Genomic DNA, 19,948 nt, shown 5'->3' with positions numbered 1-19,948 from the left:
AAGGGACAGCCTCCGTAATAATTATCTGAAAAGTCTTATATTACCGCAATTTGCATTGCAGATCAATTAAGGAGCCATTCAAATCGGGACAGCCTACTTCAATTCTGACAATTAGGAAACATGAACGATCTTCTTCTGACTCTTGTTTAACCTAACAAAAAAAAACCTTAACACCTGAGAACCCGTAAATTAAGGCTTTACACAAACAACAGAGACAAAAATGAAAAAGAAACATATACTTGGCATTGCTGTATTAATCATCTTAGTATTCTCAACAGTATGGTGTTACCGGCAATTCGGAGGATTAAAAACTCCGGATCCAAAAGAATTAACGGATAGTCTGGGACAAGTTAAAATGCCTCCACCCCCTCCCCCGGAATTGCTCTATGGAATTGAAAAAGATTCTTTCCGAATAGAGAAAGGCCGAATCAGATATGCCCAAAATCTGGCCACCATTTTATCATCCCACGATGTAGATTACAGCATCATCCATCACCTGGCACAGAAATCAAAAGACGTTTTTGACGTTCGGGACATAAAAGCCGGCAATTCCTACACTTTATTCTTTAATCAAAAGGATTCCATTGAACACCCGGCGTGGTTTGTATACGAAATAGATCCCATTGAGTATTTGGTAATGTCATTAAAAGGGGACACCATTATTTATAGGGAAAAGAAAAAAGTAATCACCAAAAGAAGAACCGATGTCGGCGTTATTGAAACATCGCTCTGGAATACCATCAAGGATCAGGACCTAAATCCCAACCTGGCTCTCGACCTCTCCGACATTTTTGCCTGGACTGTAGATTTCTTCGGAATTGAAAAAGGAGACCATTTCACGGTTGTCTATGACGAAGAATATGTCGATAGCATCCCCATTGGTATTGGCACCATTCATACAGCTTATTTTCATCACCGGGGTAAACCTTTTTATGCTTTCCGTTATGAGCAAGACAGCATAATGAGTTATTTTGACGAGGAAGGAGCAAGTCTCAGAAAAGCCTTTCTGAAAGCCCCTCTGAAATTCTCACGCATCAGCAGCAGATTTAGCAACAGCAGATTGCATCCGGTATTAAAAATAAGGCGCCCCCACCACGGAATTGATTATGCTGCAGCAACCGGAACACCGGTCTATGCATTAGGAGATGGCAGAGTAACACACAGAGCATGGGACACCAAAGGTGGAGGGAATTATATTAAAATAAAACACAACAGTGTTTACACGACTGTTTATATGCATTTATCGGGATTTGCTAAGGGTCTAAAAAAAGGAGACTTTGTCAATCAGGGACAACTCATTGGTTATGTAGGTCAAACAGGCCTGGCGACAGGTCCGCACCTTGATTTCAGAGTATATAAAAACAGAAGGCCGATAGATCCTTTAAAAGTGGAAGCACCTCCGGTTGACCCTATTAAAAAAGAAAGATTACCGGAATACCTGGAACACATACGGCCCCGGAAAAACGAGCTGGATTCCCTGACCACCTCATTTTTCCGGGAACGCAACACTATTTCTGCTGATTCAGCACCTGCCGGATAACTTCCGGATAGTATTTATATTCTAATTGATGTACTTTTTCAGCCAGAGTTGCAGGGGTATCACCTTCCTCTACCTTACAACGCCCCTGAAAAATTATATCACCATCATCGTATTTTTCATTAACAAAATGAATGGTGATACCTGATTCCTTTTCGTTATTGTCAATGACGGCCTGATGAACACGATCGCCATACATTCCTTTTCCGCCATATTGAGGTAAAAGTGCAGGATGAATATTTATAATACGGTCAGGAAAAGCCTCAACAATCTTTTTGGGCACTAACCACAGAAAACCCGCTAAAACAATGAGATCCGGAGACTCACGATGCAAGAAATTCAGGACTTCATCGGTATTAGAAAACATCTCCTTATCGAACACCATTGCATTAATATTCAACTTCTTAGCTCTATCCAAAACACCCGCATTCGACCGATTGGATAAAATGTACGAAACATTCACATCGGGATGGTTTTTAAAAAAAAGTGAAATATTTTCAGCATTACTTCCCGACCCCGAAGCAAACAATACTATATTCTTCATTGTTAATTATTTAAAAGCGGTGAAAAATCTGTTTTCAGAAGCCAAAATTAGAAAAAAGAGACCTGAAAACTAATTTCCTTTGAGGAATATTTGATTTATTTTGGGCAAATCTTTTTCTTTGCACAGTTGTTTTAAAACCAAATTTTCAATTATTAACTTAAAATTTAAAGCTATGTCAGACATTGCATCAAGAGTTAAGGCAATTATTGTAGACAAGTTGGGAGTTGACGAAACAGAAGTTACTAACGAAGCTAGCTTCACCAACGACTTGGGTGCTGACTCTCTTGACACTGTAGAGCTGATCATGGAATTCGAGAAAGAATTCAACATCGCCATTCCTGATGATCAGGCAGAGAACATCGGTACAGTGGGTGACGCCATTGCTTACATTGAAGAGAACGCAAAGTAATCAGTCAAAAAAGTAGAGTTATACTTTAAAAGCAGTTATGGAGTTAAAAAGAGTAGTAGTTACAGGGCTCGGCGCCTTTACCCCGATTGGGAAAACAATCGATGAGTATTGGAACAACCTGGTTCAAGGAGTAAGTGGTGCTGCACCCATTACTCGATTTGACGCCACCCATTTTAAAAGTAAATTTGCTTGCGAGGTAAAAGACTACAATCCTAACGATTACTTCGATCGTAAAGAGGCAAGAAAATTGGATATGTTTGCTCAGTTTGCAATGATTGCAGCTGAGCAGGCATTCCAGGATGCACGCATAGACACCCAGGCCATAGACCAGGATATGGCAGGCGTCATCTGGGGTGCGGGCATTGGTGGCATCATCACTTTCCTCAACGAAACACGTTCTTTTGTAAAGAACAACGAAGTACCTCGATTCAATCCATTCTTCATTCCCAAAATGATTTCTGACATCGCAGCAGGACACATTTCCATGAAGTATGGTTTCAGAGGTCCAAATTACGGGACTGTATCAGCCTGTGCCTCATCAACGCACGCCATTGGCAATGCATTCGATCTTATCCGTTTGGGAAAAGCCAAAATGTTTATCACCGGAGGATCGGAAGCAGCTATAAATGAAGCAGGTGTAGGCGGATTTAATGCAATGCAGGCAATTTCGACACGTAACGATGATCCGACCACTGCCTCCAGACCATTCGACAAAGGCCGTGATGGCTTTGTTATGGGTGAAGGTGCTGGTTCCCTGGTATTAGAAGAATATGAACATGCTGTGAAACGCGGTGCAAAAATTTATTGTGAAGTGGTAGGAACAGGCATGACTGCCGATGCTCACCACCTAACCGCCCCACATCCGCAAGGACTGGGTGCGCAAAAAGTAATGGCCAATGCACTGAAAGATGGAAACATAAAACCTGAAGAGGTTGATTACATCAACGTTCACGGCACATCCACCCCATTGGGAGACATCGCTGAACCACTTGCCATTCAAAAGGTATTTGGAGATCACGCGTATAAGCTGAACATCAGCTCCACAAAATCGATGACAGGTCACCTTTTAGGTGCCGCCGGAGCTGTAGAGTCCATTGCATCAATTTTAGCAATTAAAAATGGCATTGTGCCACCAACAATCAATCACTTCGAAGACGATCCGGAAATAGACTCAAAACTCAATTTCACCTTCAATAAGGCTCAGGAACGTTCAGTAAAAGTGGCATTATCCAACACGTTTGGATTTGGAGGTCACAATGCATCCGTGGTGTTCAAAGCATTAGATTAATTGTGTTTATACCGCTTTTCAAATCTATAAAGCTTTTTTCCCGCAAGGGAAGAAAGTTTTATAGATTTATACTATCAACTACCGGTATTCGTCCCGGCAAAACCGAATTGTATAGACAGGCAATGGTCCACAAATCGGTATTAAGACGGCCATATTCCTCAAAAGAATCTTTCAATAATGAGCGTTTGGAGTACCTTGGAGATGCAATCCTGGGTGCTATCGTTGCTCAGGAATTGTATTTACTTTATCCACTGGAAGATGAAGGATTTCTCACGAAAACACGATCGCGTATAGTGAGTCGTGCCAACCTCAATCAAATTGCCCAGGACATGGGCCTTGAAAACTGGATAAAATTTCATCCACCGGGAGATATTTCTCAAACCCACATATTGGGCGATGCCCTTGAGGCTATCATTGGAGCCATTTTTCTGGATAAAGGCTACGGAAGTGCCAGAAAATTTGTCCGAAACCGCATTTTGTCAGAATATCTGGATCTTCAACATATCATTGAAAATGACACAAATTACAAATCTATCCTCATTGAATGGGGGCAAAAACACAAGTGCAATGTACATTTTGTAACTGAAGAGCACCCGGTAACTGAAGACAATGGTCCATTGTTTATTTCCCGTGCCATAATTAACGAGGAGGTGAGCGGACAAGGCATTGGTAGTTCCAAAAAAGAAGCCGAACAAAAAGCAGCCAATGAAGCCCTTGAAAATGTAGAATCAGAAGAACCATAACAGAGGTCGTTTTTACTTTTTAATAAACCTTTATTAACTGAAAATCAAGACCTAGAGTTAATTAATGTTAATCAAAAGGATAATCCGGCACAACCCATTATTTTTGTAGTATGAGCAGGAAATTTATTTGGGTATTGACCTTTATCATAGCCTTCACACTTACGGGTTTGATCTACATACAAACCCTTTGGATTAAGAATGCTACCAGAATCAAAGAAGAACATTTCGATCAGACGGTCCGCCAAACTATGGACCAGGTTATTTCACGTCTTGAAATCAACGAAACATCACGTCTTGGCGCTAAACTTAAGCTGAACCCCATAAACAATCTTCCGGAAGAACTTAGGAAGGAGAACAAGTATTTTTCGGGAAAGAACAGAGATCAAACAAAGGAAGAAATCCCTCAGTTGGACATCACTTTTGACTTCTTTATCCGGGGCTCCAAAATGGACACTGAGTTTTCAACTTACAAAAAGGACTCTCTTGTATTCTCATACCGGGAAACGACCCCAATGATTCTCAACAGCTCTGAGAAAATGGACCCCTTTGCAACAGCTTTCAACAACATCCAGCACCAGGTACGAAACAAAATGGATGAACAGCGCGAAAGGCTTCTCAAGGACCTATTAGATGATCGTCCCATCGAGCAAAGGGTAGACCGGGAACTTGTTGATGTTTTCCTTCTCAAAGAATTCGAGGAAAGGGGGATAAAATTACCTTATGAGTTTTCAATTGTAGATTCAAGGGGCAAACGGGTCGTTTCAACTTCCGGATTTAACGAGAAAAAAGCCAATGTTATTTATCAAAAATATCTCTTCCCCAACGATCTCCATCCAAAGGCTAATCACATTCAGTTGTATTTCCCTGAAAGGCCCAATTACATTATGGAATCGATGGGCATGGTATTGCCCAGTGCCGTGTTTACTTTAATAATGGTTTTGGCATCTATCTTAACAATTGTTATTATTGTAAAGCAAAAGAGGCTTGATGAGATCAAAAATGATTTTATCAACAATATGACCCATGAGTTTAAGACACCGATCTCCACAATCTCTTTAGCATCACAAATGTTAAAAGACGGATCGGTTGCCAAAAGCCCTAATAGTCTGAAACATATATCAGGTGTCATTCAGGACGAAAGCAAAAGACTGAGTTTTCAGGTTGAAAAAGTCCTGCAAATGGCTATCTTTGAAAAAGGAAGCAACAGTTTAAAGATAAAGAAGGTGAACATCAATGAACTCATTGCAAAAGTCACCAACAACTTTAAACTGAAAGTGGAGAATAAAGAAGGTCAGATCATTGAGAAGCTGGAAGCTAAGACACCAACGGCTTATGTGGATGAAGTACATTTTACAAATGTAATACACAACTTATTGGACAACGCCCTGAAATACCGCCGTGGAAAGCCTGTATTTCAAGTAAAAACATGGAACAGGCCCAAAGGAGGAATCGTAATTTCCGTACAAGATAACGGCCTGGGTATTTCAAAAGAAAATTTAAAACGTATCTTTGAAAAGTTTTACCGGGTTCCTACCGGCAATATACACAACGTTAAAGGGTTTGGCCTGGGGCTTGCCTACGTAAAAAAGATCGTGGAAGACCACGGGGGTACCATTAACGTTGAAAGTGAATTGAATACAGGCACTAAATTTGAAATATTTTTACCTTTTAAAAGCACCAAGGAATGGAAAAAGAGTATAAAATTCTCCTGACCGAAGACGATGAGAACTTAGGCATGTTGCTCCGGGAATATCTCGAAGCCAAAGGTTATGAAACCGACTTGTTACCAGATGGGGAACAAGGTTACGATGCATTCATGAACAAAAAATACGATGTTTGTATTTTTGATGTGATGATGCCTAAAAAAGACGGTTTTACACTGGCTAAAGAAATCCGGATGGTAAACACCGATGTACCCATTATTTTCCTCACTGCAAAATCAATGAAAGAGGATATTTTCCAAGGGTTTAAGATCGGTGCTGACGATTACATTGCCAAACCTTTTAGCATGGAAGAGCTTTTATTCCGCATTGAAGCGATCTTACGACGCACCAAAGGCGGATTGGCTAATCAGGAAGTATTCCAGCTGGGCAAATACAAATTTGACACTCAGAAACAGCAACTGATTGACGGTGACAGAGTAGTTAAGCTTACTACAAAGGAGTCTGAACTTCTGAAACTGCTTTGCAATAACGCCAACAAGGTATTGGAGCGTAACTTTGCCCTGAAAACAATTTGGGTAGACGACAATTACTTTAATGCCCGAAGTATGGACGTTTACATCACCAAACTGAGGAAACATCTAAAAGACGAGCCTGCCGTTGAAATCATCAACGTGCACGGAAAAGGTTACAAACTCGTTCTCTAAGTATACTCCTCTGGTCAGGAATATTTCAAAATATCACCGGTTCGGTGCACAATGTGTATTACGGGCCGGGTATTTTTGTTAGTGCTTCTTTCGTTTTTTAGGACATAAAAAAACCGGTCTCTTAAATGGACCGGTTTTTTTCATTTATATCTAATTTAATCCAGTTTCAGCACTGATAAAAAGGCTTTTTGGGGCACTTCCACATTACCTACCTGCTTCATCCGCTTTTTCCCCTTTTTCTGCTTCTCAAGAAGCTTACGCTTACGGGAAATATCCCCTCCATAACACTTTGCTGTTACATCCTTGCGAAGCGCTTTTACGGTCTCCCTGGCAATAATTTTAGCACCTATTGCAGCCTGAATAGCAACATCAAACTGCTGTCGGGGAATCAATTCTTTCAACTTTTCACACATCCGGCGACCAAGTGTATATGCATTGTCGAAGTGAGTAAGAGTTGACAAGGCATCAACAGGCTCGCCATTGAGCAATACATCCAGACGTACAAGTTTCGATGTCCGGTAGCCGGTAGTATAATAATCAAAAGAAGCGTAACCCTTAGAGATACTTTTCAGTTTGTCATAAAAGTCAAAAACAATTTCAGCAAGAGGCATATCAAAGCTTAATTCAACTCGGTCTGCGGTAATATAGTGCTGGTTGACCAGTTCACCACGCTTGCTAAGACAAAGTGTCATTATTGGCCCTATAAAATCGGCATGCGTAATCATTTGAGCTTTTATGTAAGGCTCCTCCACAGATTCAATCAGTGTAGGTTCGGGCAAACCAGATGGGTTGTGCACCTCCAGCACTTCATCCTGCTTGGTGTAAACTTTATAAGGTACGTTTGGAACGGTAGTAATTACATCCATTCCAAATTCACGGTCAAGCCTTTCCTGAACAATTTCCATGTGAAGCATACCCAAAAACCCGCAACGGAATCCGAACCCTAAAGCAACAGATGATTCAGGTTCAAATGTCAGCGAGGCATCATTCAGCTGCAATTTCTCAATCGCTGTACGAAGATCCTCATAATCGTCGGTATCAATAGGATAAACACCGGCAAAAACCATGGGCTTAACCTCCTCAAATCCAGAAATGGCTTTGTCACATGGTCGCTGAACGTGAGTAATGGTATCGCCCACTTTAACCTCTTTACTTGTCTTAATACCTGAAATAATATAACCTACATCACCGGCCTTGAGAACATCCCGCTTAACCATTCCAAGTTTAAGAACTCCAATCTCATCGGCTTCATACTGCTTTGCAGTATTAACAAACTTAACTTTGTCGCCTTTCCGAATCTCACCATTCACCACTTTAAAATAGGCGATGATGCCCCGGAAACTATTGAATACTGAATCGAAAATCAAAGCCTGCAAAGGGCCATCAGCATCTCCAACAGGCGGGAGAATTCGATCTACAATAGCATCAAGGATATCGTCAGCTCCCATGCCCGTCTTACCACTGGCACGAATGATTTCACTCCGGTCACAACCTATAAGATCAATAATCTGGTCCTCTACTTCTTCGGGCATGGCACTATCCATATCCATTTTATTAAGTACAGGAATAATGGTCAAATCATGATCTACCGCCTGATATAAATTACTTATCGTCTGAGCCTGTATGCCCTGGGTGGCATCCACAATCAGCAAAGCACCTTCGCAGGCAGCAATTGACCGCGATACTTCGTAAGAGAAGTCAACGTGTCCGGGCGTGTCAATAAGGTTTAAAGTATATATTTGATCATCCTTGGGGTATTGCATTTGAATGGCATGACTTTTTATCGTAATGCCCCGCTCCCGCTCCAGATCCATACTGTCCAGCGTCTGCTCCAACAGCTCCCTGTCAGTCACGGTCTTTGTACGCTCCAGCAGTCTGTCTGCAAGCGTGCTTTTCCCATGATCAATGTGGGCAATAATGCAGAAATTCCTTATATGCTTCATGAATTACAATATTTTCAAAACTCAGTAAACCAAGCGAATCTTTTTTCGCTTCTGATGCAAAGATAACAGACGCATTCAAATTATGGCAATGCTTTCTGCCACCCTTAAATCCAGGGTGCAAAGATATTCAAATAAAATCTTAATATTATAGATCTTAAGACTTTTAGACAAGGGAAAATTACATTCCTGAAAATCATACGCTGATTTATTTTTCAACCATCGGAATTACCAGTTATTTTACACTAAAAAGACAAAACTCAGCTGACTAAATGCTAAATCAGAAGGAGCTCACGATGTATATTCTTAATTCTTCGAGGTGCCTTCCTGAAAATCCGTCACCCTGAAGTTCAAATTCGGTTCATCTCAAAAAAAGCGGTGCTCACCAAATAAATGTAAACCTTGGAAAAATATATTACCGTCAGCCCTTGAAATTGGCAGGAAAATAGGTTAAAATAGCAACACTGTTAAAACATTGATACATGTATAAAATAATTGTCACCGGATGTGCCGGTTTCATCGGCTCCCACCTTTCAGAAACATTATTAAAGAAAGGTTATAAAGTAATTGGAATCGATAATTTTGATCCTTTCTACGATCCTGCCATTAAAAGATCTAATCTGGAAAATTTCATCGAACATGAAAATTTCGAGTTTTTTGAGAATGATCTCACCAGCGAAGGGAGCACATTCCTGATATTTGAAAAAGGAGCAGATTTGGTGGTTCATTTGGCCGGTAAAGCCGGGGTTCGCCCAAGCATAGAAGATCCTCAGAGCTATATTGAGGACAATATTACCGCTACAAGGGTTGTTTTAAGTGCCATGCAAAAAAGCAACATTAAAAAAATGGCATTTGCAAGTTCTTCATCCGTTTATGGAAATAATCCCAATACCCCATGGAGTGAAAATCTGAATGTGGACAACCCGATATCACCTTATGCATTCTCGAAAAAGTCGTGCGAATTACTTAATCATACGTGGCACCATCTTTATGATTTAGACATCATAAACATGCGATTTTTTACGGTATATGGCCCCCGCCAGCGTCCGGACCTGGCCATTCACAAGTTCATAAAAATGATGTTTGAGGACACACCTCTCACCCTATTTGGAGACGGAACTACGTCAAGGGATTACACCTATATTTCGGATACTGTATCGGGTATAATCGGGGCCATCTCCTACCTTCTGAATCACGATAAAGTTTTTGAAACAGTGAACCTTGGGAACAACCATCCAATATCATTAAGTGATCTCGTTAATAAAATAGCGAAAGCCACTCAAACGCAACCAACGATTGAGAGATTGCCCATGCAGCCAGGAGATGTCAATATCACTTTTGCCAATATTGACAAAGCAGGAAAAATGTTTGGCTATAAACCGGAGGTAACATTGGAGGATGGACTTAAGTCTTTTGTGGACTGGTTCAAAAAAGTTTTAATCAGCAAAGCTTAACCGGAACCATTCACCCATCTAACAAAACTAAAAAAAGGGTGTCAGCCGACACCCTTTTTTTTATATAACAGACGCATGTCCGGTTTTTTACATCATGCCGGGCATTCCACCCCCCATTCCTGGGTTAGGCATAGCAGGAGCAGCTCCCTCCTCTTCTTTTTCTTCAACCAGTACACATTCTGTAGTCAGGAACATACCTGCGATTGAAGCAGCATTTTCAAGAGCTACACGGGTTACTTTAGCCGGATCAATTACACCAGCGTCATAGAAATCCTGGTATTCATCTATACGGGCATTGTAACCATAAGAATCTTTTCCATCTTTTACTTTCTGAACAATTACAGCACCTTCTTTACCAGCATTAGCTACAATCTGACGCAATGGCTCTTCAATGGCGCGCTTAACAATTTCAACACCGGTAGTCTGATCCTCATTTTCACCTTTCAGGCTTTCCAATGCAGCAATAGCGCGAATGTAAGCAACACCACCACCAGGAACGATGCCTTCTTCAACAGCAGCACGTGTTGCACTCAAAGCATCGTCAACGCGGTCTTTCTTTTCTTTCATCTCAACTTCTGATGCAGCACCGACATAAAGTACAGCAACACCACCGGCTAATTTAGCCAAACGCTCCTGAAGTTTTTCTTTATCGTAGTCTGAAGTAGTATTGGCAATCTGAGCTTTGATTTGCTGAGCACGCTGAGCAATAGCATCTTTATCTCCACTCCCATTAACAACAGTCGTGTTTTCTTTGTCGATGGTCACTTTCTCAGCCTGACCAAGCATTTCGATGGTAGCATTCTCAAGCTTAAGTCCGGTTTCTTCCGAAATTACAGTACCGCCAGTTAAAACAGCAAGATCCTGCAACATTTCCTTACGACGGTCTCCAAATCCGGGAGCTTTAACAGCAGCTACCTTCAAAGAACCTCTCAGACGGTTTACTACCAAAGTAGCCAAAGCTTCACCATCAACATCTTCAGAAATAATCAACAAAGGACGACCTGACTGAGCAGTCTGCTCAAGAACAGGAAGAAGATCCTTCATGGTGCTGATTTTCTTGTCGTGAATCAGGATGTAAGGATTCTCCAGTTCAGCCTGCATTTTCTCGGTGTTGGTTACAAAGTATGGAGAGATGTAACCACGATCGAACTGCATACCTTCAACTACTTCAACAGTTGTCTCGATGCCTTTGGCTTCCTCAACAGTGATTACGCCTTCGTGACCGACTTTTTCCATAGCCTGAGCGATCAAACGACCAATTTCTTCGTCGTTGTTAGCCGAAATACGGGCAACCTGCTCAATTTTGCTGTTATCTTCTCCCACAACCTGAGCCTGACTACGAATATTCTCAACCACTTTGGAAACAGCCAGATCAATACCACGCTTCAGGTCCATAGGATTGGCACCTGCAGTAACGTTTTTAAGACCTACATTTACAATTGACTGAGCCAAAACAGTAGCAGTAGTAGTCCCGTCTCCGGCATCATCACCAGTTTTGGATGCCACTTCTTTTACCATTTGTGCGCCAAGGTTGGCATAAGCCTCAGACAATTCAATTTCTTTGGCCACAGTTACACCATCTTTGGTGATTTGAGGTGCACCAAATTTTTTATCAATAACAACGTTGCGACCCTTTGGTCCCAAAGTCACTTTTACCGCATTGGCAAGCTGATCAATACCCTTTTGCAGACGTTCACGGGCATCAATATCAAATTTTATCTCTTTAGCCATATTATTTGGAATTTAATGTTTTAAACTTTTTAGTTACGCTATGTACAAAATGTCGTTCTGAGAGATAAGCAGGTAATCCTCACCATCAATGTTCAATTCGGTTCCGGCATATTTCCCATACAAAACCACATCACCGGGTTTTACTTCCATTGGCTCATCTTTTTTATCAGTACCTGTCAGCACCACTTCACCTTTCAAAGGCTTTTCCTGAGCTGAATCGGGAATGATAATTCCGCTTGAAGTTTTTTCTTCGGCTGCCTGTGGTTTAACCAAAACCTTACCGGCAAGAATTTTTCCTTTCAATGTTGACATTTCTATTTTATTTAGATGTTAAACAAATTAATTATTCCGCATGCATTAAATCACAAACTATGCCAAAGGCCTTATGATCCCCTTGCGAGCGAAAAAGCAGACATTTTTTCACCATTCAAAATTACCTTCATTCCACCTGCTCAGACTTGTTTGGAAAAAAGAGTCGACATTAATCCGTTGATCTTCAAACAAACCATCACATCCACTGAAGAAAAATCATAAACTCAAGAGCAAAAAAAAGAGTGTCAGCAAACGCTGACACTCTGTCACTGTCTTTGACAGGTATCCTAATACCTACAAACTATCTCCGGCAGCTTCCTGTCCGGCAGCAGCATCTTCTTCACCAATACCGAACTCGGGCAACTCCTGTCCAGGTGTACTCATATTCTGAATTTCTTCATCGATGGCCGACCCTGACTGCATTTCGCCACGTGGCAAAACCATTACTGCCACAAAAGCCAACACTAAAAGGCCACTAGCAAGAGTCCAAGTTGCCTTCTCCAGAAAATCGGCAGTTTTACGAACTCCCATAACCTGGTTTGAGGCTGAAAAATTTGAAGCTAGCCCACCACCTTTGGAATTCTGAACTAGCACTATCAGTATCAACAGAATACTGACCAGAATTACCAAAACTGAAACAAACTGATACATATCTTTCTTAATTACTGATTATTAATAAGATCTTCCATTTCTTTAATACGACGTGCAAAGTAAACACTTTTTTCGGGATATTTCAAGCTCAAACCCTCGAATATCTCAATAGCTTTTTGATATCTCTCCTGCTTAATATGAATATTGGCCAGTGTTTCGGTCATCAAATCTTCACTTTCCGTAATACTATTGGCTGAAAAATCTTCATTAGTGACCTCTTTCTCTTCCCGGGGTAAAATACGTTTTTCACTACCCGAGCTATTCAAAAAGCTCTCAATCAAATCCATTCCGGATTTTTTGGGCTGTTTTTCACTTTTTTCTGCCGATGAGTCCTCTTCTTCATTAGCAACCTGGGCCGGCTGCTTTTTCAAGAGATTTAACCATTCAGAAAAAGAATGGTTTTCATTAAAGTCTAAAGGTGTTGGAGGCACTTCCTCTTCAACAGAGTAGGCTGAAGAAAAAGTTTCTTTCTCATAATCCAACAATTCAGAAGGCGTGGAAACCGACTCGTCATTTTCGCCGGAAAAATGCTGTTCTTCACCCCCATCGAAATCATCGTCTGCGGTCACCCCAAACTCTTCCCCGCCAGATAAAGAGAAATCAATTAACTCGCCTGTCGCCGAAGTAATGGAGTCATCCACTTCAAAATAGTTGGCATCTGCTCCTACAACACCACTCAACCCTTCATCAAGGGAACGGTTTGCTGATTCCTTTTCGACCTCCGAGTGTTCACTAAGATCTTCAATCTGATTTTCTTCAACATCCTTTACATCTTTAATTGCAGCAACATTGGCGTCCTTCTCTTTTTGTGGTTCTGATGCAGCCTCTGAATCATCTTCATAAGATAAATCTTCAGGTACTGAAAGAGAAGAGAATACATCATTTATGAGAAAAAATAATTTTGAACGATCCGGAATAAACGCAGCTCCAAGTTTAAGCTCATTGTTGTAACGAATGTGGTCCAGTTTATGCAAATTTTGGATCCAAAGCATCCTTCCTGCCTGAAAAAACGGATAGGCATCCAATGCTTCCTTGAGCATTTCTAGCGTTTTTTCATCCAGTTCCTGTGGATGCGATAAAAGATCAATCAGACGCATACGGGACATAAAATGTTTTCTATTTTACCAGTCAGCAAAGGCTTTGTTAAATATATTCTCAGTGAGTTCTTCTACAATTTCGTCGACCAGCTCTCCTTCAATAGCCGTGATATTCTGATCGCTAGGGAAATCCCTGTAAGCGGAAAATGATGATTCCCAGCTCTTTTCAGGGTCTTTGAAGTTTTCATACCGAACATTTACACGCACAGTCAAGCGGGTTTCAGATGCCCTTGCATCAGCTTGTATCGCCAGGGGCTCGGTTTCATAGCCTGTTATTGCCCCCGAAAAATCAACATCTCCGGTCTCCTCTGCCAACGTTAATCTCGATCCGTTAATTATGCGGTCTTTAAGACCTTCGGTGAAGGTCTGGGCCAGAACCGGATTAATATAAGCTGCCCGATTATCAAACAACTGAACCGATGCTGTTTGAATATTCTCCGGAATGGAGGCTCCGTTAAATGTCATTTGAATCTTACATCCCTGGATCATGCACACAAGCGCAATCAATACAACCCCAATTGTAAGGCTTTTAGAAAAAATGGTCAACTTCATACCTATTATCCATCAATATTATGTTCCTTAATTTTTCGGTAAAGCGTTCGTTCGGAGATACCTAATTCTTTTGCAGCAAGTTTGCGTTTACCTGCATGTTTCTCCAATGCTTTTTGAATCAGCTCCACTTCTTTATCCTCCAGTGAAAGCGATTCTTCAACAAATTCTTCAGTATCCTCTATATGGTTGTGATGAGTATTTTGTTCTGATTTAGTCTGATTGTAGGGCATCATAGCCCCCTTATTGACCAGAGGTGCAGCACGATGCAAATCCTCGCCTGTTTCCTGATAAAGATTTTGAATAATCTCGGCGTTTTCACCTTCCGTACTAACGTCATTGCCATGCTGCATTATCTCGAGCACAAGCTTTTTCAGATCATTCATATCGCGCTTCATATCAAAAAGCACCTTATAAAGTATTTCTCTTTCTGTTGAAAAGTCTGTCCCTCCGGTTGGCTCATGGCCCCCAATTAAAGCCGGCAAATTATCACCTTTATGGTAAGGTAAATACCTTTCTAGTTCGTGGGCAGTTAAGACCCTCTCCTTTTCAATAATAGAAATTTGTTCTGTAATATTTTTGAGCTGACGAATATTGCCGGGCCATCTATACCGCTCCAGCATTTCCCGTGCACTTTCATCCAGCTTAACAGCAGGCATTCTGTAACGATCTGCAAAATCGGATGCAAACTTCCTAAATAAAAGGTAAATATCTTCAACCCTATCCCTTAACGGGGGTATATTAATAGGGACACTATTCAACCGGTAAAACAAATCCTCTCTAAAATCCCCTTCATCAATGGCTTTTTCAAGATTGACATTGGTTGCTGCTACAACACGGACATTTGTTTTTATAATACGTGAAGATCCTACACGCATAAATTCACCGGTTTCCAAAACACGAAGTAAGCGTACCTGCGTAGCCAGGGGCAGCTCACCTATCTCATCCAGAAAGATGGTACCATCATTGGCTTCTTCAAAATACCCCTTCCGGTCGGAGTATGCTCCTGTAAAAGCTCCCTTCTCATGGCCAAAAAGCTCTGAATCAATGGTTCCTTCAGGTATCGCACCACAGTTTACGGCCACATAAGTACCATGTTTGCGAATACTATACTGATGAATTATTTGAGGAAAGGACTCTTTACCGGTTCCACTTTCACCGGTAATGAGCACCGACAAATCAGTAGGAGCAACCTGCACGGCCACATCAATGGCACGGGTAAGGGCCTCCGAATTCCCGATAATACCGAATCTTTGCTTGATTTGTTGTATATTGATCATAACCGACTGCTATTTTTTCAGTACCAACTGACAAAGTTACTATTCTTTGTCTGTTTTTCCATTTCACAAATCAATAAAATGGTATTTACCAAAACAAAACCCTATTTTTAAGTATTGCTCCATTCCTTTTAGGGAGCCCTGAAAAACACCTACTTTATTAGCGTTTAATACTTTAAATCATATCAACAAATTCCTAAGTGCAAGGTTATTCCACATCACACTCGGATTTCTTTGCACTTAATCATAAAAAAACAGCCATTCAAAAGATGCCAAAAGAAATGCAAACAAAGGCGATGGCAAAATAGAAAATGCTTATATTGTCTTAAAAGTATTTGTTATCATTGTTGTTTTCAATAGATCGTTAGATTATTTTGTTTGTAATAACAGGCAGAAGTTTGAATGGAAAACGGTAGAAAGCAGAAGAAAAACCATTGAAAGGTCAGTCATCATTCAGCATTTTGAGAAAGTTTGCCGGATAAGCAAACATCTAACGCACATGAGTTAAAAGATGACAACACACTAATGTTTAATCTTAAATTAAAGAAAAATTGTTGATCTGGTTTAATATGGCGATATCCATCCATTCAACTCAATTTCTAAGCCTTAAGGAGAGCTTGTATTTCTATTAATGAATAGAATAATAAGACTCTTACTCTAACCCCTGATTTAAATGGATTACCGCTCTGTTTGGCTCACAAAGAAATCCATTGTTAATAAGGTGTGAATTTCAAATTCGCATCAGCAGCGTTTCTTTTTAAGTTACCTGACTATATACACGCTGTTTTAAACCAAAGCCAGATCGCTTTGTATGACGCTGATAATTTAGACTTTACAGGACAATACCTAATTGAACCAAACAACAGTATTACAAATAGTTGTGTTTTAATAAATCAGTAATATTAGTTTATAAAAAAACAGGATCATGAAAAATGAAGATATTCTGGGTATCATACCTGCAAGGTATGGTTCTACCCGATTCCCAGGAAAACCCCTGGCTGACATTGGTGGAAAACAGATGATTCAAAGGGTTTATGAACAAACCAAAAAGGTTTTGAACAATGTAATTGTTGCCACAGATGATGAACGGATTCTTAAGGCAGTGAGCGATTTTGGTGGTGAATCGGTTATGACTTCCGAAGAACATCAAAGTGGAACAGACCGATGTGCAGAAGCGCTTAATCTTGCTGAAAAAAAGCACGGCAAATCATACAAAGTAGTTGTTAACATTCAGGGAGATGAACCCTTTGTGCAACCGGAACAAATTGACAGGCTCACATCTTGTTTTCACAATGCCGACACAGAAATTGCCACCTTGGTTAAACCTCTGAAAAAGAAAGAAGAGCTCTTTGATCCCAATAAACCAAAGGTTGTCTTGAATGCAAGTTCCCAGGCCCTTTATTTCAGCAGGTCCCCTATCCCGTATGTTCGAAACATCCCTGAAGACGAGTGGCATACCCGTCACAGTTATTTGGTTCACGTTGGTCTTTACGCCTATCGCACAGATGTTTTGCGGGAAATAACACTCCTGAAACCAACTTCACTGGAAATGGCAGAATCTTTGGAACAGCTCAGATGGCTGGAGAATGGTTACATCATAGCCACCCGAAAAACAGAATTTGAAAGCTGGTCTATCGATACCCCTATGGACATTGATGAGCTAAAGAAAAAGGGCGTTTTTTAACAAAAAAGACAGGGAAAAATCCTCCTCCGTTTCCTGCATTTTTGCTATATTGTAGAGCAAAGCCAGTACTATGAGCAAACTATCCCTACTTGAAAAAGATGCATGGCTGAGCCCCCACCAGGGGGCCATTGAAGCCACCTTCCATAATTATAAGGATTTACTGGACGAATTCGGTGACAGTCATGATGGCATTGTAAATTTTGCAGGCAATCATCTGTTCTTTGGATTGCACCCTTACGGAGATGGTTGGGTCTTCCGCGAATGGGCTCCAAATGCAAAAAAAATTCACCTCATCGGTGATTTTTCCAACTGGCAACCAGTGGAATCCTATCGCTTACAGCAGAAAGACCATGGCATTTGGGAAATTTTCTTTCCTGCAAATACCCTGAAGCATATGGATCTTTACAAATTATATGTAGAATGGGAATTCGGGACCGGCCATCGTATCCCTGCTTATGCAAAAAGAGTGATTCAAGATCCTCAAACCCTGATCTTCAGCGCTCAGGTATGGCAACCCCAAACACCATTTAACTGGACCGATAATGATTTTCAACCCGCATTCAAACATCCGGTCATATATGAAGCACATGTGGGAATGGCCGAGAAAGATGAAAAGGTAGGAACCTACAAGGAGTTTACAAATAACATTCTGCCCAGAATTAATGAAGCCGGATACAATGTCATTCAACTGATGGCGGTTCAGGAGCACCCTTACTACGGCAGTTTTGGCTACCATGTATCCAATTTCTTTGCTGCCAGCAGCCGTTTTGGCACCCCCGAAGATTTAAAAGAGTTGGTAAACCGTGCCCACGAGTTAGGCATAGCGGTTATCATGGACATTGTCCACTCTCATGCTGTAAAAAATGAGGAGGAAGGCTTAAGCCGTTTTGACGGAACCCTGGATCAATATTTTTATCCCGGAGACAGGGGGTTTCACCCTGCCTGGGATTCGAGGTGCTTTGATTACGGGAAAAAAGAGGTTCAGGCATTTCTGCTTTCCAATTGCCGGTTCTGGTTGGAAGAATATCACTTCGACGGTTACCGCTTTGATGGTGTTACCAGCATGCTTTATCATCACCATGGTTTAGAAAAAGCTTTTACCAACTACAACGACTATTTTGATGGCAGTCAGGACAGGAATGCATTGGTCTACCTAATGCTTGCCAATCATCTCATTCACAAGATCAAGCCTAAGGCCATCTCTGTTGCTGAAGAAATGAGCGGATTCCCCGGAACAGGAGCCCCACCGGAGGAGGGTGGCCTGGGATTCAACTTTCGTCTCTCAATGGGGGTTCCGGATTTTTGGATAAAACTCATCAAAGAGTTACCAGATGAAGATTGGGACATGGGCACAATTTTCCATGAACTCACACAACACAGACCGGAAGAGAGAACCATTTCTTATGCCGAATCGCATGATCAGGCTTTGGTAGGCGATAAAACAATTATCTTCCGACTGGCGGATAAGGAAATGTATGACTTCATGAGCAAGGATACCCCCAGCCTGGTAATCGACAGGGCCATAGCCTTGCACAAACTTATTCGCCTGGTAACGTTAACAACCGCCAACGGAGGTTACCTTAACTTTATGGGCAATGAATTTGGACATCCCGAATGGATTGATTTCCCCAGGGAAGGCAACAATTGGTCTTACAAATACGCCAGGAGACAATGGAACCTTGCAGATGATAAAACCCTGAAATACGAATGGCTAAAGGCCTTTGACACGGCCATGATCAATACCGTTGTCGAAGAAAAAGTTTTAACTCCGCTGCCGGTTTATCAGAACCTGGCCAACGAAGGCGATAAAATACTGGTGTTTAATCGTGGAGATTTTCTGATGGTATTCAATTTTCATCCTTCAGCCTCATTTCCAGACTACGGCATACCAGTGGCTCCCGGCAAATACAAGATATTATTGAACTCTGACCGCCCGGAGTATGGAGGGTTTGACAGAATAGACCAAGCACCTCTGTATTTTTCGGAACCAGTAGGGGGCAATCCTAAAAACGGCCACCAATTAAAACTATATCTGCCTAACAGAACCGGACTAATCTTAAGGAAGATTCCAACACCAAGAGTTCATTAAAGCATCAGCAGAAAGTGAATTAAAGACAATTGCAACGTTCAATAGATCGTTAGATTTTTAGATGAAAGATTTAAGACGAATCAATATTACTAATTACCAGGCCTTTAGAATGACTGTGCGTGCAATTCCAAAAAATTGATTGATAGCCTTTTACAATCCCGAACAATCGGGATAACGGAGTATTGAACGTTAAAAGAGCGATGAAATTAGAGTTTGCAGGAAAATAACCTTGCAACAATTAGTTAATGGGATACTTAGGGAGCGCAGAAAGAGGC

The 19,948-nt window shown here is 41.2% G+C and carries 17 protein-coding genes; 9 read left to right on the top strand and 8 right to left on the bottom strand.

The window, feature by feature from the left end:
- Positions 1 to 220: 220 nt before the first annotated feature.
- Positions 221 to 1,540 carry a M23 family metallopeptidase gene (locus tag DDZ16_RS11575; protein ID WP_109264635.1) on the top strand — a complete coding sequence of 440 codons (1,320 nt, stop codon included), beginning with the start codon at positions 221 to 223 and terminating at the stop codon, positions 1,538 to 1,540.
- On the opposite strand, the gene purN is transcribed toward DDZ16_RS11575, so the two are convergent.
- Entirely contained in the window at positions 1,509 to 2,081 is a 573-nt protein-coding gene (gene purN / locus DDZ16_RS11570) for a phosphoribosylglycinamide formyltransferase (RefSeq protein WP_109264634.1), read from the bottom strand. The two genes, DDZ16_RS11575 and purN, sit on opposite strands and share 32 nt — an antisense overlap.
- A gap of 172 nt (positions 2,082 to 2,253) precedes the next feature.
- Between purN and DDZ16_RS11565 the strand changes: the two genes are divergently transcribed.
- From DDZ16_RS11565 to rprY, 5 genes are all read left to right on the top strand, one after another.
- Positions 2,254 to 2,490 carry an acyl carrier protein gene (locus DDZ16_RS11565; protein ID WP_010421658.1) on the top strand — a complete coding sequence of 79 codons (237 nt, stop codon included), beginning with the start codon at positions 2,254 to 2,256 and terminating at the stop codon, positions 2,488 to 2,490.
- Between the two features lie 37 nt (positions 2,491 to 2,527).
- A complete protein-coding gene (gene fabF, locus DDZ16_RS11560; RefSeq protein ID WP_109264633.1) occupies positions 2,528 to 3,778 on the top strand; it encodes a beta-ketoacyl-ACP synthase II in 1,251 nt (416 codons plus the stop codon).
- 2 nt (positions 3,779 to 3,780) lie between these two features.
- Positions 3,781 to 4,521, top strand: a complete 741-nt coding sequence (rnc, locus tag DDZ16_RS11555; protein WP_109264632.1) for a ribonuclease III — start codon at positions 3,781 to 3,783, stop codon at positions 4,519 to 4,521.
- Between the two features lie 110 nt (positions 4,522 to 4,631).
- Entirely contained in the window at positions 4,632 to 6,233 is a 1,602-nt protein-coding gene (locus tag DDZ16_RS11550; RefSeq protein ID WP_109264631.1) for a sensor histidine kinase, read from the top strand.
- The gene (gene rprY, locus DDZ16_RS11545; protein ID WP_109264630.1) at positions 6,206 to 6,889 is read left to right on the top strand and encodes a response regulator transcription factor RprY; all 684 of its coding nucleotides are present in this window, start codon (positions 6,206 to 6,208) and stop codon (positions 6,887 to 6,889) included. The genes DDZ16_RS11550 and rprY overlap by 28 nt, the downstream gene beginning before the upstream one ends.
- Positions 6,890 to 7,044: 155 nt before the next feature.
- Here rprY and lepA read toward each other — a convergent pair whose 3' ends face one another.
- The gene (lepA, locus tag DDZ16_RS11540) at positions 7,045 to 8,832 is read right to left on the bottom strand and encodes a translation elongation factor 4 (RefSeq protein ID WP_109264629.1); all 1,788 of its coding nucleotides are present in this window, start codon (positions 8,830 to 8,832) and stop codon (positions 7,045 to 7,047) included.
- A 479-nt stretch (positions 8,833 to 9,311) separates the two neighbouring features.
- On the opposite strand from lepA, the gene DDZ16_RS11535 reads away from it, so the two are divergent.
- The gene (locus DDZ16_RS11535; protein WP_109264628.1) at positions 9,312 to 10,283 is read left to right on the top strand and encodes a GDP-mannose 4,6-dehydratase; all 972 of its coding nucleotides are present in this window, start codon (positions 9,312 to 9,314) and stop codon (positions 10,281 to 10,283) included.
- An 87-nt stretch (positions 10,284 to 10,370) separates the two neighbouring features.
- On the opposite strand, the gene groL is transcribed toward DDZ16_RS11535, so the two are convergent.
- The 6 genes from groL to DDZ16_RS11505 all read right to left on the bottom strand — a co-directional run bounded on the left by groL (position 10,371) and on the right by DDZ16_RS11505 (position 15,903).
- The gene (gene groL, locus DDZ16_RS11530) at positions 10,371 to 12,014 is read right to left on the bottom strand and encodes a chaperonin GroEL (RefSeq protein ID WP_109264627.1); all 1,644 of its coding nucleotides are present in this window, start codon (positions 12,012 to 12,014) and stop codon (positions 10,371 to 10,373) included.
- Positions 12,015 to 12,047: 33 nt separating this feature from the next.
- Positions 12,048 to 12,326 (bottom strand): co-chaperone GroES, encoded by a 279-nt coding sequence (locus DDZ16_RS11525; RefSeq protein WP_109264626.1) that lies wholly within the window; start codon positions 12,324 to 12,326, stop codon positions 12,048 to 12,050.
- 294 nt (positions 12,327 to 12,620) lie between these two features.
- Positions 12,621 to 12,977, bottom strand: coding sequence for a preprotein translocase subunit SecG (gene secG / locus DDZ16_RS11520; protein ID WP_109264625.1), 357 nt, complete (start codon positions 12,975 to 12,977; stop codon positions 12,621 to 12,623).
- An 11-nt stretch (positions 12,978 to 12,988) separates the two neighbouring features.
- Positions 12,989 to 14,083 carry a hypothetical protein gene (locus tag DDZ16_RS11515; protein ID WP_109264624.1) on the bottom strand — a complete coding sequence of 365 codons (1,095 nt, stop codon included), beginning with the start codon at positions 14,081 to 14,083 and terminating at the stop codon, positions 12,989 to 12,991.
- A gap of 15 nt (positions 14,084 to 14,098) precedes the next feature.
- Positions 14,099 to 14,626 (bottom strand): LptE family protein, encoded by a 528-nt coding sequence (locus tag DDZ16_RS11510; protein WP_109264623.1) that lies wholly within the window; start codon positions 14,624 to 14,626, stop codon positions 14,099 to 14,101.
- 5 nt (positions 14,627 to 14,631) lie between these two features.
- Entirely contained in the window at positions 14,632 to 15,903 is a 1,272-nt protein-coding gene (locus tag DDZ16_RS11505; protein ID WP_109264622.1) for a sigma-54 interaction domain-containing protein, read from the bottom strand.
- A gap of 922 nt (positions 15,904 to 16,825) precedes the next feature.
- On the opposite strand from DDZ16_RS11505, the gene kdsB reads away from it, so the two are divergent.
- Positions 16,826 to 17,584 carry a 3-deoxy-manno-octulosonate cytidylyltransferase gene (kdsB, locus tag DDZ16_RS11500; protein WP_109264621.1) on the top strand — a complete coding sequence of 253 codons (759 nt, stop codon included), beginning with the start codon at positions 16,826 to 16,828 and terminating at the stop codon, positions 17,582 to 17,584.
- A gap of 70 nt (positions 17,585 to 17,654) precedes the next feature.
- Entirely contained in the window at positions 17,655 to 19,673 is a 2,019-nt protein-coding gene (locus tag DDZ16_RS11495; protein ID WP_109264620.1) for an alpha amylase C-terminal domain-containing protein, read from the top strand.
- Positions 19,674 to 19,948: the final 275 nt, after the last annotated feature.

It is taken from the genome of Marinilabilia rubra (assembly GCF_003121985.1).
Taxonomy (GTDB): Bacteria; Bacteroidota; Bacteroidia; order Bacteroidales; family Marinilabiliaceae; genus Marinilabilia; species Marinilabilia rubra.
The sequence above is the reverse complement of the archived record's forward strand: the minus strand, read 5'-3'. Positions and strand labels throughout refer to the sequence as shown.

What these genes read in the sequence shown, in the direction of transcription:
- DDZ16_RS11575 (WP_109264635.1), top strand. Translation starts at nt 221, where the DNA reads ATGAAAAAGAAACATATACTTGGCATTGCTGTATTAATCATCTTAGTA.
- purN (WP_109264634.1), bottom strand. Translation starts at nt 2,081, where the DNA reads ATGAAGAATATAGTATTGTTTGCTTCGGGGTCGGGAAGTAATGCTGAA.
- DDZ16_RS11565 (WP_010421658.1), top strand. Translation starts at nt 2,254, where the DNA reads ATGTCAGACATTGCATCAAGAGTTAAGGCAATTATTGTAGACAAGTTG.
- fabF (WP_109264633.1), top strand. Translation starts at nt 2,528, where the DNA reads ATGGAGTTAAAAAGAGTAGTAGTTACAGGGCTCGGCGCCTTTACCCCG.
- DDZ16_RS11550 (WP_109264631.1), top strand. Translation starts at nt 4,632, where the DNA reads ATGAGCAGGAAATTTATTTGGGTATTGACCTTTATCATAGCCTTCACA.
- rprY (WP_109264630.1), top strand. Translation starts at nt 6,206, where the DNA reads ATGGAAAAAGAGTATAAAATTCTCCTGACCGAAGACGATGAGAACTTA.
- lepA (WP_109264629.1), bottom strand. Translation starts at nt 8,832, where the DNA reads ATGAAGCATATAAGGAATTTCTGCATTATTGCCCACATTGATCATGGG.
- DDZ16_RS11535 (WP_109264628.1), top strand. Translation starts at nt 9,312, where the DNA reads ATGTATAAAATAATTGTCACCGGATGTGCCGGTTTCATCGGCTCCCAC.
- groL (WP_109264627.1), bottom strand. Translation starts at nt 12,014, where the DNA reads ATGGCTAAAGAGATAAAATTTGATATTGATGCCCGTGAACGTCTGCAA.
- DDZ16_RS11525 (WP_109264626.1), bottom strand. Translation starts at nt 12,326, where the DNA reads ATGTCAACATTGAAAGGAAAAATTCTTGCCGGTAAGGTTTTGGTTAAA.
- secG (WP_109264625.1), bottom strand. Translation starts at nt 12,977, where the DNA reads ATGTATCAGTTTGTTTCAGTTTTGGTAATTCTGGTCAGTATTCTGTTG.
- DDZ16_RS11515 (WP_109264624.1), bottom strand. Translation starts at nt 14,083, where the DNA reads ATGTCCCGTATGCGTCTGATTGATCTTTTATCGCATCCACAGGAACTG.
- DDZ16_RS11510 (WP_109264623.1), bottom strand. Translation starts at nt 14,626, where the DNA reads ATGAAGTTGACCATTTTTTCTAAAAGCCTTACAATTGGGGTTGTATTG.
- DDZ16_RS11505 (WP_109264622.1), bottom strand. Translation starts at nt 15,903, where the DNA reads ATGATCAATATACAACAAATCAAGCAAAGATTCGGTATTATCGGGAAT.
- kdsB (WP_109264621.1), top strand. Translation starts at nt 16,826, where the DNA reads ATGAAAAATGAAGATATTCTGGGTATCATACCTGCAAGGTATGGTTCT.
- DDZ16_RS11495 (WP_109264620.1), top strand. Translation starts at nt 17,655, where the DNA reads ATGAGCAAACTATCCCTACTTGAAAAAGATGCATGGCTGAGCCCCCAC.